At 59.8% G+C, this 14,758-nt stretch carries 10 protein-coding genes; 5 read left to right on the top strand and 5 right to left on the bottom strand.

Going from position 1 to position 14,758, the window contains the following annotated elements; genetic code table 11:
- Nucleotides 1–39: 39 nt before the first annotated feature.
- The 3 genes from entF to fes are packed head-to-tail and all read right to left on the bottom strand — an operon-like array spanning nt 40 to nt 5,415.
- Entirely contained in the window at nt 40–3,921 is a 3,882-nt protein-coding gene (entF, locus tag NWP14_RS09930) for an enterobactin non-ribosomal peptide synthetase EntF (protein WP_375215267.1), read from the bottom strand.
- A 10-nt stretch (nt 3,922–3,931) separates the two neighbouring features.
- Nucleotides 3,932–4,135: an MbtH family NRPS accessory protein gene (locus NWP14_RS09925; RefSeq protein WP_041144522.1), complete on the bottom strand. Its 204-nt coding sequence runs from the start codon at nt 4,133–4,135 to the stop codon at nt 3,932–3,934.
- 59 nt (nt 4,136–4,194) lie between these two features.
- The gene (fes, locus tag NWP14_RS09920; protein ID WP_375215266.1) at nt 4,195–5,415 is read right to left on the bottom strand and encodes an enterochelin esterase; all 1,221 of its coding nucleotides are present in this window, start codon (nt 5,413–5,415) and stop codon (nt 4,195–4,197) included.
- A gap of 238 nt (nt 5,416–5,653) precedes the next feature.
- On the opposite strand from fes, the gene fepA reads away from it, so the two are divergent.
- Together fepA and entD are read left to right on the top strand one after the other, a co-directional pair.
- Nucleotides 5,654–7,894 (top strand): siderophore enterobactin receptor FepA, encoded by a 2,241-nt coding sequence (gene fepA / locus NWP14_RS09915; protein ID WP_095094873.1) that lies wholly within the window; start codon nt 5,654–5,656, stop codon nt 7,892–7,894.
- 68 nt (nt 7,895–7,962) lie between these two features.
- Nucleotides 7,963–8,592 carry an enterobactin synthase subunit EntD gene (gene entD / locus NWP14_RS09910; protein WP_375215265.1) on the top strand — a complete coding sequence of 210 codons (630 nt, stop codon included), beginning with the start codon at nt 7,963–7,965 and terminating at the stop codon, nt 8,590–8,592.
- A 42-nt stretch (nt 8,593–8,634) separates the two neighbouring features.
- Here the strand turns inward: entD and NWP14_RS09905 are convergent, their stop codons facing one another.
- Nucleotides 8,635–9,570 carry a transketolase family protein gene (locus NWP14_RS09905; RefSeq protein ID WP_095094869.1) on the bottom strand — a complete coding sequence of 312 codons (936 nt, stop codon included), beginning with the start codon at nt 9,568–9,570 and terminating at the stop codon, nt 8,635–8,637.
- On the bottom strand, nt 9,563–10,393 hold the full coding sequence (locus NWP14_RS09900) for a transketolase (protein ID WP_095094867.1): 831 nt from the start codon (nt 10,391–10,393) through the stop codon (nt 9,563–9,565). The genes NWP14_RS09905 and NWP14_RS09900 overlap by 8 nt, the downstream gene beginning before the upstream one ends.
- Before the next feature lie 462 nt (nt 10,394–10,855).
- Here NWP14_RS09900 and NWP14_RS09895 point away from each other — a divergent pair, with 462 nt between their 5' ends.
- From NWP14_RS09895 to NWP14_RS09885, 3 genes are all read left to right on the top strand, one after another.
- A complete protein-coding gene (locus NWP14_RS09895) occupies nt 10,856–11,806 on the top strand; it encodes a sugar-binding transcriptional regulator (protein WP_041144517.1) in 951 nt (316 codons plus the stop codon).
- 359 nt (nt 11,807–12,165) lie between these two features.
- Nucleotides 12,166–13,686, top strand: a complete 1,521-nt coding sequence (locus tag NWP14_RS09890; RefSeq protein ID WP_095094865.1) for an FGGY family carbohydrate kinase — start codon at nt 12,166–12,168, stop codon at nt 13,684–13,686.
- A 132-nt stretch (nt 13,687–13,818) separates the two neighbouring features.
- The gene (locus tag NWP14_RS09885; protein WP_095094863.1) at nt 13,819–14,754 is read left to right on the top strand and encodes a D-ribose ABC transporter substrate-binding protein; all 936 of its coding nucleotides are present in this window, start codon (nt 13,819–13,821) and stop codon (nt 14,752–14,754) included.
- The last annotated feature ends 4 nt before the right edge of the window (nt 14,755–14,758 follow it).

The raw sequence follows: 14,758 nt of genomic DNA, 5'->3' as shown, positions 1-14,758 counted from the left end.
GCGCCGGGGTCGCCCGGATAACTCCGGACGACGCTCTACCTATCCCAGAATCTCCCGCACCACCGGACCTATCGACTCAAAGGCCTGCGGAGAGATGATCTCGACGTGCGCGCACGCCTGGCTGAAGACCTCCAGTTCGCCGATCCACGGCCCCCACACCGCCCGCGGGTCCATCCCCGGCTGGCGCGTTTTTTCCGCAACGAACAGGGTCGCCTTGCCGTCGAACTTCGCGCTGTGCGCGGTGGTCAGCAGGCGCACCGCGTCGGCGTAGTTGCCCTCAATCACGCTAAACAGCTCGCCGGACGGCTGACCCTGCTGCGCGGCGAGGAACGCTTCCCGCTCGCGGTCAATTTCGGCCAGCACCTGCGGGTCGAGGCCGTTGGCCTCTTTTTCCGCCCAGTTTTGCGACTCCGGCGGCCAGGTATCCAGCAGCCCGAGGAACGCTACCGCTTCGCCACGCTGGCGTAAGCGCGCGGCAATTCCCTGCGCCAGGGTGCCGCCGAGGGAATAACCGAACAGGTAATATGGCCCGTGCGGCTGCTGCGCCAGTAAAGTTTGCAGATGAGATTCGCAGACTTCATCAAGGCTGGCGGCGCTCACCATCGGCCCTTCCGGGCGCGGCGATTGAATGCCGGTAATTGACCAGCGCGGATTGAGATAGCGAGCCAGCACGCTGAACTGCCAGGCAAAGCCGGAGGCCGGATGGAAGCAGAACAGCGTCGGGCCGTCGCTTTTACGCAGGGGTAAAATCGTATCAAAGCCCAGGCGCTGCGCCTGCTCGTCGCTCAGATCGGACGCCAGCAGCGCGCTCAGCTGCCCTACCGTCGAGGCGACCATCACCTGTCCCGGCGTCACCTGACGCGCAAACCGGCGGCTCAGCTGCGCCGCCAGGCGCATCGCCAGCAGCGAGTGGCCGCCAAGCGCAAAGAAATCCGCTTCAATATCGTTCACTTCGCAGCCCAGCAGCTGGCTGAACGCCTCGGCAACCGCACGCTCGCTCTCTGACTCCGGCGGCCGGCCGCGACGCTCCTGGCTCAGCGTTGGCAGCGGCAGCGCTTTACGATCCAGCTTGCCGTTAGCGCTCAACGGCAGCGCCGGCAGCTGGATCAGCACCACCGGCACCATATGCGGCGGCAGCTGCTCGCCGAGACGCGCTTTCAGCGCCGCGGTATCCAGCGGCAGCCCGGATTCAGACACCAGGTAACCGACCAGTTGGCGCGCATCGCCGCCGGTCGCCGCCGCCTGATTAAAGACGCAGGCGTGGGTGACCGCCTGAGCCACCTCCGGCAGCGCCGCCATGACGCGATCTATTTCGCCCAGCTCAATGCGCTGGCCGCGAATTTTCAGCTGATCGTCGCTGCGCCCCAGATACTCCACCGCCCCGTTATCGAGCCAGCGCGCCACGTCCCCGGTGCGGTACATGCGCTCGCCGGCGCTAAACGGGTCGGCAATAAAGCGGCCGGCGGTCAGGTCCGGTCGTCCGAGATAGCCCTGCGCCAGCTGGATGCCGGTAAGGTACAGATCGCCTGCGACGCCGGGCGGTACCGGGCGCATCGCGGCATCAAGAATACGTAATCCGGTGTTCCACACCGGCCAGCCGATCGGCACGCTGCTGCCGGTCACCGCCGCCAGCTCCGCGCCGCAGGCCGGGTACCAGCTGACGTCTACCGCCGCTTCGGTCGGACCGTAGAGGTTATGCAGCGCCACGCCGGTCAGGGCCTCCCATTCGCGGCACAGCCCGGTCGGCAGCGCTTCCCCGCTGCAGAATACCCGCCGCAGCGTTTGGCAGGCGGTGACGTTTTCCGCGTCGAGCGAAGCGACGAACGCCGCCAGCATCGACGGCACAAAGTGGGTCGTGGTCACGCCGTAGCGGGCGAAGAACTGCTGCATCGCCAGCGGGTCGCGATGCGCTTCGGGTTCCGCCATCACCAGGCGAGCGCCGGCGATAAACGGCCACCAGAACTCCCATACCGAGACGTCAAAGCTGCACGGCGTTTTCTGCGCCACCACGTCATCGGCGCCGAGCGGATAGTGATTTTGCATCCACAGCAGGCGGTTGACGATCGCGGTCTGCCCCACCATCACCCCTTTCGGGCGTCCGGTCGAGCCGGAGGTAAAGATGATATAGGCGGTATGCTCCGGCGTTGAGAGCGCCAGCGGCGCGTCATCCCCCGCCGCCAGCGGCTGCTGATAGCACAGGCTGGCAAGCCCGGGGATATCGCTAAAGCGCGCCAGCTGATCGTCAGAGGTCAGCAGCAGCGTCGGGCGCGCATCTTCGAGCATCATGCGCAGGCGATCGTCAGGATAGCCGGTATCGAGCGGCAGCCAGGCGGCGCCCGCTTCAACGATGGCGTGCAGCGCCAGGGTGAGGAAGACCGAACGCGGCAGCGCCACCGCCACGCTATCGCCGGGCTTAACCCCGCGCGCGCGCAGCACCTCGGCGAGCGCCACAACCTGCTGGCGCATTTCGCGGTAGCTGAACTGCCAGCTGGCGTCCGCCAGCGCGGGCGCATCCGGGGTCTTCATCGCCTGTTCTGCGACCAGCGTGCTCAGCGTCGTGGCGGGCAGCGCGATGCCGGTATTATTGATTTCCGCCAGCCGCTGCGTTTCCCGCGCTGACAGCATGTTCGCTTCGCCGCAGCGCAGCGCCGGGTCGGCGGCAAACTGGGTCAGCAGCGCGGAGAGGCGCTCAACGTGCGCGCGCAGCGTGGCCTCATCGTAGCGCTGCTTATTGGCCAGCACTTCCAGCGACAGGCCGCCGGCTTCGTCCGGGAACAGCGCCAGCTCAAGATCGTTAACCGGGCCGGTCGCCAGGGTATGCGTCACCGCCTGCACGCCGTCAATATCGAGAACGTAATCAAAGACTTTGATATTTAATACCGGGCCAAACAGCGGCTCATCGCCCGCGGCCTTGCCGCTATCGCGGACGATTTGTTCCGCATCATAGCGCTGGTGGCGACGCATTTTTTTCAGCTGTCCGGCCAGGCGGAGCGCCAGCTCGGCCAGGGTTTCCTGGGCATCGATGTTTATCGCCAGCGGCAGGACGTTAAGCACCGGCCCGGTCGCGGTCAGCGCCGCCGATCCCATGCGGCGCATAAAGATAAAGCCGGCGGCATAGTCCATACGGCCGCACAGGCGCCCCAGCCACAGCGCGGTAAGCGCCAGCGCCAGGTCGGCGCGCTGGCACTGCGGGGCGCCGGCGGCCAGACGGCTGAACGTCGCGGCGTCAGCGTCAAGCTTCAGGCGCCAGATCTCCGTGCCCGTTGCCCGTCCCGCCAGCGGCGCGGCGGAGAGCGAGACCGGCGCCGGCAGCGCCTTGCGCTGCTCCTGCCAGAACTGCTTGTCCCGCTGCCAGCCGTCGCTGCCGTAATAGCGCTGATACTCTTCCACCACCTCAGCGAACGGCGTAAACGGCGACTCCGGCGTCGCCTCGCCGCGCTGCCAGGCGCGGTAAATGGCGGCGATCTGGCGGGTAATAGCGGGGAAACTAAAGCCATCTACGAGTAAATGATGATAGCGCTGATACCAGTACCAGCGATTATCCGCCGTGCGCAGCAGCTGGTGGCAGACCAGCGAATTCCCGCTATCGACGCGCAAATTCTGTCCGAGGTCGGCCCGCATAATTGCCAGCGCGGCCTCGTGCGGATCGTCCGCCTCGCGCAGGTCGCGGTACTGCGGTTCGTCGAAGGCCCGGGCCTCATCAACCCACTGCCAGGCTTCGCCGTTGTCTTCGCAAAAGCGCATGCTAAGCGTATCGGCCTGGCTCAGACCGGCGACGATCGCCCTGCCGAGCAGCGCCGGATCGAGGCTGCCGCAGAGCTCGACGTAGTGAGCGACGCTCCAGGCGCCGGGCAGCGTAGACAGCCGCTCCGCCATCCAGATCCCCGGCTGCGCTGCAACCAGCGGTAAACGAGTGGTCATCATCGGCTCCTTAGGACGCGTAGTGCGCGGGGGTGAGGGTTGACCAGTTCGCCGCCAGCCAGGCATTGCACGCTTCCAGCGACTGCGGCGGACACTCTACCGTCCAGCCCTCCGGCAGCGCGCAGTGATGGGGCCACAGGCTGTACTGCTGCAGCTCGTTACGCAGAATGTAAAACTGCCCTTGCGGATTATCGAAGGGGTTACTGAATTGCATTTCAAACTCCTGTTAATACTCGCTATCCTGCTGGCCGCGTCGGCAGCCCTGGCGCACGATCAATGATTGGGTTGCGAAGGGGCGGATTCTGTAGATTGCCACAGCTGAATCAGTCCCGCCGTCAGCCCGCCGCGCCAGCACAGCGCATCGTGTCCGCCGTCAACCTGGCGCCAGAACACCGTCCCTTCCGGCCGCTGCAGCCGGGCTAAAAGCGCCTGATTGGCGCGGAAAATTAGGGGCTCCCGCTCGCCGGCTTCGAGCCAGACTCGCAGCCCCTCGGCGCGCAGCTCGCCCAAACTCAGGCCTTCAATCAGCGCGCCATCCTGCGCGCCGCCGCGGTGCGGCCACCAGTAGGAGCCGGACTGGCTGAGCACGCAGCCAAAACGCTGCGGCCAGTTCAGGGCGGCGAACATTGCCGCCAGGCCGCCAAAGCTTTGCCCGGCCACGACGGTCCGCTCGGCCCGGTCGCTAAAGGCCGCGATTTGACGCACCTGCGGCAGCAGCTCCTCCTGCACCGCCAGCCAAAAATCGCGGTTGCAGGGCAGCTCGCGGCCGCGGTGCGCGTTATCAATCACGTCGATCAGCAGATATACCGCCGCCGGCAGCCGGCCCTCGCGGGTGAGTCCGGCCAGCGGCGACCATACCGGCATGCTCTCGGCCCAGAACTGGCCGTCCAGCAGCACCGCCAGCGGGCGCTCTTCCGCCGCGCCCTCGCCGGTGGCATAAACCCACGCCCGACGGCTGTTGCCAAGCCGCGCGCTGCGCCATTGAATGCAGACCGGCGGGGCGTAACTTTCATCGCGCAGCGCCCAGCCGGGCTGCTCCGGCGCCTGCGGAAGCTCCAGCGCGGAGACCGCGTGGCCGCGCCCGCCCTTCCAGCTTTGCGGATTGAGCGGGTCGGCAACCGCACGCGGCAGCAGACGTCGCCAGCCCTCGCGCAGCAGCGTGCGGTCCGGACTGTCGCCGTTAAAAATCTCAGGAGCAAAATCGTCATCGCGTTCGGAGGGGATAAAACAGTAGCTGCCGCGCCAGGTCGGCGAGAGCGTGGTCTGCCATTGCCAGGCATCGGTGCCCGGGACGCGCCGCAGGGTTTGCGGGACGGCATTTTTGTGGTGGTCGGTGACGCCGGTGATGTAAATCCACACCCGCCGCGTCGCCGAAGTGGCCTCGCTGCCCGCCGGGTCCCGCCACCAGAACGTCACCCGGTATGCATCGCCAGACGCCTCTGACTGCGGGCCGGTAAGGTTCTGCCACCAGTCATCGCTTCCTGTCTTGAGCATTCAATAACCCTATGTTTATCGTGATATTTATCAATAAACGTAATATTTTATTGATAATATTATTGATAACTATTTGCATTTGCAATAGCGTATTACCGCGCGTTGGTAAGAGTAACTTCTAAAAACATGCCAGAGATGGAACCCATTTGTCCTCTACTGGCAACATTGGTGTATGCCGTCTCCTCTCCCGGTGGGAAGGGGCCTTTGGGGAAAGCGGCAACAGACAGCAGGATTTAAAATGAATAACAGGATCAAATCCCTGGCCTTGCTGGTCAATCTGGGAATTTATGGTGTTGCCTTCCCGCTGTGCGCGGAAGAGACTACAGACAGCAAAAAAGCGGCCGCTGAAGAGACTATGGTCGTTACCGCGGCGGAACAGAATCTGCAGGCTCCCGGCGTCTCCACCATCACCGCCGATGAAATTCGTAAGCGTCCACCGGCCCGCGATGTCTCAGAAATTATCCGCACTATGCCGGGCGTTAACCTGACCGGCAACTCCACCAGCGGCCAGCGCGGCAACAACCGCCAGATTGATATTCGCGGCATGGGCCCGGAAAATACCCTGATCCTGATTGACGGTAAGCCGGTCACCAGCCGCAACTCTATTCGTCTCGGCTGGCGCGGCGAGCGCGACACCCGCGGCGATACCAGCTGGGTGCCGCCGGAAATGATCGAACGCATTGAGGTCATTCGCGGCCCTGCTGCGGCGCGCTACGGCAACGGCGCGGCGGGCGGCGTGGTCAATATCATCACCAAAAAAGGCGGCAACGAGTGGCACGGTTCATGGAATACCTACATGAACGCCCCGGAGCATAAAGACGAGGGCTCCACCAAGCGCACTAACTTCAGCCTCAACGGTCCGCTGGGCGGCGATTTCAGCTTCCGCCTGTTCGGCAACCTTGAGAAGACGCAGGCCGATGCCTGGGATATTAACCAGGGGCATCAGTCCGAGCGTACCGGCATCTACGCCGATACCATGCCTGCCGGGCGTGAAGGGGTTAAAAACAAAAGTATCAACGGCGTCGTGCGCTGGGACTTCGCGCCGATGCAGTCGCTGGAGTTTGAGTCGGGCTACAGCCGCCAGGGCAACCTCTACGCGGGCGACACGCAGAACACCAACACCAACGACCTGGTGAAAGAGAACTACGGTAAAGAGACCAACCGTCTCTATCGTCAGACCTACTCCGTCACCTGGAACGGCGGCTGGGATAATGGTATCACCACCAGCAACTGGGCGCAGTACGAGCACACCCGCAACTCGCGTAAGGGCGAAGGCCTGGCCGGGGGTACGGAAGGTATCTTCAACAGCAACCTGTTCTCCGATACCGACCTTTCCGACGTGATGCTGCACAGCGAAATCAGCATTCCGTTCGACCTGTGGGTCAATCAGAACCTGACGCTGGGGAGCGAATGGAACCAGCAGCGGATGAAGGATAACGCCTCCAATACCCAGACCTTTATGGGTGGCGATATTCCGGGCGCAAGCAGTACCAACCGCAGCCCGTACTCACAGGCGGAGATCTTCTCGCTGTTTGCCGAAGACAACGTTGAGCTAACCGACTCCACCATGCTGACGCCGGCGCTGCGTTTCGATCACCACAGCATCGTCGGCAATAACTGGAGCCCGTCGCTGAACCTGTCCCAGGGCCTGGGCGACGACTTTACCCTGAAGATGGGTATTGCCCGCGCCTATAAAGCGCCGAGCCTGTATCAGACCAACCCGAACTACATCCTGTACAGTAAGGGCCAGGGCTGCTACGCCAGCGCAACCGGCACCGGCTGCTATATGGTGGGTAACGATGACCTGAAGGCAGAGACCAGCATCAACAAAGAGATTGGGCTTGAGTTTAAACGAGACGGCTGGCTGGCCGGGGTGACCTGGTTCCGCAACGATTACCGCGACAAAATCGAAGCGGGATACGCGCCGCTCTCCTCTACATCAAGCGGTAAGGTGAAAACCGATATTTACCAGTGGGAGAACGTGCCGAAAGCGGTGGTTGAGGGCCTGGAAGGGACGTTAAACGTGCCGGTTAGCGAGACCGTTAACTGGACCAACAACATCACCTACATGCTGCAGAGTAAGAACAAAGAGACCGGCGATCGCCTGTCGATTATCCCGGAATATACGCTCAACTCGACCCTCAGCTGGCAGATATACCAGGATGTTTCCGTGCAGTCGACCTTTACCTGGTACGGCAAGCAGGAGCCGAAAAAGTATAACTACAAGGGCGAACCGGTTACCGGCAGCGAGAAGAACGAGGTTAGCCCATACAGCATCCTCGGCCTGAGCGCGACCTGGGACGTCACCAAAAACGTCAGCCTGACCGGCGGCGTGGATAACGTCTTCGACAAGCGCCACTGGCGTGCGGGTAACGCCCAGACCACCGGCGGCACCACCGGTTATATGTACGGCGCGGGCGCCGAAACCTATAACGAATCGGGCCGTACCTGGTATATGGGCGTCAACACTCACTTCTGATTGCTCGCCTGAATCCCAGCCGCCCTCCAGCCATAGAGGGCGGCCGGGAAATCGGTTAACATCCTTTCATGCAGACACAGCACAGCACTCTTTTACTTGCCGGCCATCCTCTCCAGCGGATTGATTTCGACCCAGCCAGCTTCCAGCCCGCGGATCTGCTGTGGCTGCCCCATCACGCCCTGCTCGCCGCAGGCGGCCGTAAGCGCCAGGCCGAACATCTTGCCGGACGCATCGCCGCCGTTCACGCCCTGCGCGAAGTTGGCGAAAAAATGCCGCCGCCGCCCGGAGAGCAGCGCCAGCCGCTGTGGCCCGCGCCGTGGTTCGGCAGCATCAGTCACTGTGAAAATAGCGCCCTGGCGGTAGTCTCTTCTCGCCCGATAGGGATTGATATTGAGCGGCGCTTTACTCCAATCCTCGCGGAGGAACTTGCCAGCAGCATTATCAACCCGGTGGAAAAAACGCTGCTGGCGGCCAGCGGGCTGCCCTTTGCGCTGGCGCTGACGCTGGCGTTCTCGGCAAAAGAGAGCGGGTTTAAGGCGCTCTCCCTCCCCCGCCAGCTCGGGATGGATTTTCTGCGCATGCGGGTGACGTATATAGAGGAAGGAATGCTGCGGATGCAAATTGATGATGAGATAGTTCAGGTTCACTGGATGCAAAGCGACGCGCGGGTCATCACGCTCTGCGGGTTGCCAAAATAGCATCACCCGCGCGGGCTGCCCGCACGGGTTATCTGGCTACGGTTAGAGCAGCGTAGGCGCCAGCGCCGCGATCGCCGGCGCATCGAAACCGTGGTGCTGACGAAGCCAGCCGCGGTCTGCCGCCGCCGCATACTCACCGTCCGGGATCCCCAGGCGCTTCAGGGGGATACCGGCGCCGCCTTCGGCCAGCACTTCGGCAACCAGGCTGCCGAGTCCGCCATTCACGTTGTGCTCTTCAACCGTGATGACCGCGCTACAGCCCTCCAGCGCCGCCAGCAGCGCCTGAGTGTCGCAAGGGCGAATCGACGGAACGCTCACCACCTTAGCTTCAATGCCCTGTTCCGCCAGCAGTTGCGCAGCGTCGACGATTTCATGCACCGTCGACCCCGTAGCAACCAGCGCAATATCCCGGCCTTCGCGCAGGGTAACCACCGCCCCCGGCACAAAGCGGTAGCTCTCGTCGTGCAGCTCCGGCAGCGCCTTGCCGTCAAGGCGGATGTAGACCGGCCCCTGATGCTGGATGGCGTAGTCGATTATCTGCCGGCACTCGCGCGGCGTAGAGGGGGCAAAGATTTGGATATTGCCGAACCCGCGCATCACGGCAAGGTCGTCAATGGAGTGATGGGTGCTCGCCAGCGGGCCGTAGCTGGCCCCGGCGTTCAGACCAAACAGCTTAACGTTGGTGTTGTTGTAGCAGACGTCGACTTTGATCTGCTCATTGGCGCGCGAAATCAGGAAGGGCGCGGCGTTACAGGTCACAGCAACTTTCCCGCCCAGCGCCAGCCCGGCCGCCATGCCGACCATGCTTTGTTCGGCAATCCCGACGTTAACCAGACGGCCGGGAAATTGTTTAATAAAGGGCGCAATTTTCGCCGTCGAAGTGGAATCAGCAACGACCGGCACCAGATCAACACCGCTTTCTACCGCGTCAATAAACGCTTGCACCATTACGCTCGCCAGGTGTTCTGCATTACTCATCTTTCAGTTCCTCCAGTGCCAGTTCAATCTCTTCGCCTTTCGGTACCCGGTGGTGCCATTCCGGACGCCCCTGAATAAAGGAAATACCGGCGCCTTTTGTCGTATTTGCGATAATGACGTTAGGTTTACCTGCCTGCTGCAACCCTTCCAGAGCGGCCACTACTGAGGCCATATCGTTTCCCTGACACTCGGTCACGGTCATGCCAAACGCTTTCCACTTATCGGCAAGCGGGTCGGTATTCATAATCTCGCGGGTCGGCCCGGCGAGCTGAAGGTTGTTTTTATCGTTGATAATAATCAGGTTATCGAGCTCGTAATGCGCCGCAGCCAGCGCCGCCTCCCAGTTGCTGCCCTCGGCCAGTTCGCCATCGCCGGTAATTAAAAAGATGCGGCGGGTGCTGTTGCTTTTCTTTGCAGCCAGCGCCAGCCCCACCGCAACAGGCAAACCGTGGCCCAATGCACCGGTATTCAGTTCGATGCCGGGGGTTTTTTGACGAACCGGGTGGCCCGGAAGGTGCGAGTTCGCGTGCTGATAGGTCGCCAGCCACTCGACCGGGAAAAAGCCGGCTTCCGCAAGCACGCAGTAGTAGCACCCCACCGCGTGGCCTTTAGACTGGATATAAATATCCCGCTCCGGGTCGGCAATCTGCTCCGGGGAGACGTTTAGCTCGCGGAAATAGAGGGCGGTTAATAGCTCTACCTGCGACAAATCGGCGCCGGTATGCCCCCCGGCCGGGCTGTTGGCATTCAATCTGATAATATGGCGGCGTACCGCGCGAGCTTTACGCTCAAGTGCCTGGACATCGTAGCTATAGGGATTCATTTAATACCTCTGAATTTAATTTCAACTTGGAATATTTATTCCACAAGGGACTAAAAAAACCAGACATCCCCAGGCAGCGCATCATCAGGCTTCCGCCGCTGCATCATACTCAGGAACATTCTGCCTCCTTACTATCAGGCATGTCTGTGCCTGGATAAGTTTTCAGTTGACTTGATATCACCATGAATATATATTCAATAATGATTCTTTATTCAATTATGCGACAGCTGTTCTGTTTTTGTCCATAGCTGATTTTGAGGATTGATAAAAGTTAGAGTTTCATCACACTTAGTTCTCTTTCTTTTTCACGTATGATAAAAGCCTCTATACCCTGAATTATTCGAATTACAGTCTGCTCAGGCAGGGGCCGGCGCGGTAGACGCACGCAGCCAGCGGACATGTAGTTTTCGGCCTGACGGGTATAACATAATGGATATACGTTAATGATTTTCGGGGATATATATGGCTAAGCAGGATGAACAAAGGCTGTTAGTTAAGATTGCCACACTTTACTATCTTGAAGGACGAAAGCAGTCCGACATTGCACAACTTCTTTCGCTTTCCCAGTCATTTGTCTCCCGTGCCATCACCCGCTGCCAGAAAGAAGGGGTGGTAAAAATTAGCGTCGTTCAGCCCTCGAATATTTTTCTTAACCTCGAAAAAGGCATCGAAGATCGCTACGGAATTAAGCAGGCTATCGTCGTCGATACCGAAGAGGATGCCAGCGATCACACCCTCAAACGCGCGATTGGGTCCGCTGCGGCCCACTATCTGGAAACCCGCCTGCGGCCAAAAGATCTGATCGGCGTCTCCTCATGGAGTTCGACCATCAGGGCCATGGTCGATGAGGTCCACGCGCAAAACCTGAAGGCCAGCGGAGTTATCCAGCTGCTCGGCGGCGTGGGGCCGAACGGCAACGTACAGGCAACCATCCTGACCCAGACGCTCGCTCAGCATCTTAACTGCCAGGCCTGGCTGCTTCCTTCGCAGAGCATTGAGGGCTCGATGGCGGAGAAAAACCGTCTCATCGCCAGCCAGGACGTCGCCGATGTGGTTTCGCGTTTCGACGAGGTCGATATTGCCATCGTCGGGATTGGTATTCTCGAACCTTCTCAGCTGCTGAAAACGTCAGGTAACTATTACCACGAAGATATGCTGCAGGTGCTCGCCGAGCGCGGCGCGGTGGGGGATATCTGCCTGCACTATTACGACAAAAAAGGCCAGGCCGTGTTAAGCGATGATGAAGATCCTGTTATCGGCATGGCGCTGGAAAAAGTAAAAAAATGCCCCAACGTCGTGGCGCTGGCCGGCGGTAGCGATAAGGTTGCGGCGATCAAAGGCGCCCTCTCCGGCGGCTATATCGATGTTTTAATCACCGATTATCCAACCGCGAGGCTGCTGGTCACCGGCTAATTTTCCATCAGACATCTTTTTGCATGCCTTTGCGCCACCTTTTCTGATGCCGAGGCGTGCAAAATAAACATTTATATTTCAATATCCTGATTAAATTTCCTGGCGCTTCCCCCTCCAGCCCTCCGCGCATTTATCCATGCAGATAAGTGTGATTGCCAGCACAATTGATAACTTTTCCTCTAGCCCCGGGGAAAGTTTCTGGCTAAGGTATTAAATAAATAATCACTATCGAATATATATTCAGTGATTACAAAAGTGATAACGAAATGTCACATCATGGCCTGCTAAGTAGCAACGCGATAGCGAGGAATGTTCGCCCCCTCAGCGCCAGGACGAAGTGTGACTCAGGAGACTATCTAATGCCGGCAACACAACAAGAGTTCATTATTGCGCTCGACGAAGGGACGACCAATGCAAAAGCGGTGGTGCTCGACGGCCGCGGCAACGTTATTGTGAAATTTTCACAACCCCTGGCGATTCAAACCCCTCGCGATGGCTGGGTAGAGCAATCTGGCGAGACGTTGATCGAGGCCTCGCTTGAGGTGATTGCCAAAGCGGTTGAGCACGTTGGCGCGGAAAATGTTGCCGCATTAGCCATCAGCAACCAGCGGGAAACCGCCATCGGCTGGTATCGCCATAGCGGAAAGCCGGTTAACGCCGCCATCACCTGGCAATGCACCCGCAGCGCCGTTTTTTGCGACGATCTGCGCCATGCGGGCAAAGAGCAGCAGATTAAAACCACGACCGGGCTGCCGATTGCTCCTCTGTTTTCCGCCTCCAAAATGCGCTGGCTGCTGGAGTCTATCCCCGAGGGTCGCCTTCTCGCCGAACGCGGTGAGATCTGCCTCGGCACCATTGATAGCTGGCTGCTGTGGAATTTAACCCACGGCGACGCCTTCTGCTGCGATTACTCCAACGCCGCGCGCACCCAGCTGCTCAATTTACAGAGCGGGCAGTGGGATGACGACATGCTGGCCTTGTTCCAGATCCCCCGCGCCGCGCTGGCGGAAATTAAGCCATCCAGCGGATTATTTGGTTACACCCGCGGGCTCGCGGCGATACCTGACGGCATTCCGATCATGGCGATGGTCGGCGACTCTCACGCCGCGCTTTTTGGCCATGCATTAGGGGAACTCGGGTGCGTGAAAGCCACGTACGGTACCGGCTCGTCGGTGATGGCGCCGGTTAAATCAGCGCAGTGCGATATTGACGCGCTGGCCACCACCATTGCCTGGCATGACGGCGAGCGCATCACCTATGGACTGGAAGGCAATATTCCCCATACCGGCGATGCCGTGGCGTGGATGGCTGACAGCACCGGCCTGAGCGAACTCTCCGCCGACGAGCTGGCCCACGAACTTAACACCCTGCCCGCTTCGGTTGACTCGACGATGGGAGTCTATTTTGTGCCGGCGCTGACCGGGCTTGGCGCTCCGTGGTGGGACGATAGCGCCCGCGGCGTGATTTGTGGACTGAGCCGCGGCGTTAAGCGCGCGCACCTGATCCGCGCCGCGCTGGAATCCATCACCTATCAGATAGCCGATGTGGTGGTCGCCATGCGCCAGCATGATGATTTCAGCCTGTCGGCGCTGATGGTCGACGGCGGACCGACCAAAAACGACTGGCTCATGCAGTACCAGGCGGATCTGCTGGGCTGCCCGGTCATGCGCAGCGATGTGCCTGAACTCTCCGCCATCGGCGCAGCCCTGCTTGCCCGCAAGGCGCTCAATCCCGATACGCCCGTCGACCTGACGGCCTTTTTAACCGAACACAGTGAATTTAGCCCCGACATGGCCCGCCATCAGCGCCTGCAGGCAAGGTGGCAGGAGTGGCGCCATGCGGTGGACAGAACATTATGGAAACCGGCTACGTCCGCCTGACGCCCACCAGGGAAAACGAAGGTGACGAACCTTAATCATTAACAGAAGGAGAATTCCGGCCCATACAACCGCCTTTCCGGCCTTACGTTGTTTCACCGTACCCGACAATAACAACATAGAGAGAACATTGTCATGAAATTACGTTTAACGCTTTTGACTGTTGCAACCCTGACCGCGCTTTCTTTTACTGCTCAGGCAGTAGAAAAAGGCACCATCATGATCATGGTTAACTCGCTGGATAACCCGTATTACGCTTCTGAAGCCAAAGGGGCCAGCGAGAAAGCAAAAGAACTCGGATATAAAACAACCATTCTGTCTCATGGCGAAGATGTAAAAAAACAGAACGAACTGATTGATACAGCCATCGGCAAAAAAGTTCAGGGTATTATTCTGGATAACGCCGACTCAACCGCCAGCGTCGCGGCGATTGAAAAAGCGAAACAAGCAGGCATTCCGATTATATTAATTAACCGGGAAATTCCTGTCGATGACGTGGCCCTTGAGCAGATTACGCATAATAACTTCCAGGCTGGTTCGGAAGTCGCCAACGTATTTGTCGAGAAAATGGCGGAAAAAGGAAAATACGCCGAACTGACCTGCAACCTTGCAGATAATAACTGCGTCACGCGTTCTAAATCATTCCACCAGGTTATTGACCAGTATCCGGATATGGTCAGCGTAGCTAAACAGGATGCCAAAGGTACGTTAATTGACGGCAAGCGCATCATGGACAGCATTCTGCAGGCCCACCCTGATGTCAAAGGCGTGATCTGCGGCAACGGCCCGGTGGCTCTTGGCGCCATCGCCGCCCTGAAGGCGGCCAACCGTACCGACGTCGTGGTGGTCGGCATCGACGGCAGCAACGACGAGCGCGATGCGGTTAAGGCCGGCACGTTGCAGGCAACCGTCATGCTGCAGGCCCAGGCTATTGCGGCGCAGGGCGTTACCGACCTCGATAACTACCTGCAAAAAGGCGTGAAGCCCGCGAAGCAACGCGTCATGTTCCGCGGAATTCTGATAACCAAAGATAACGCAGATAAAGTTCAGGACTTCAACATCAAATCCTGAGTTC

This window comes from Klebsiella sp. C349492 (assembly GCF_042055345.1).
GTDB lineage: Bacteria > Pseudomonadota > Gammaproteobacteria > Enterobacterales > Enterobacteriaceae > Klebsiella > Klebsiella scottii.
This window is presented reverse-complemented; position numbering and strand designations above follow the sequence as displayed.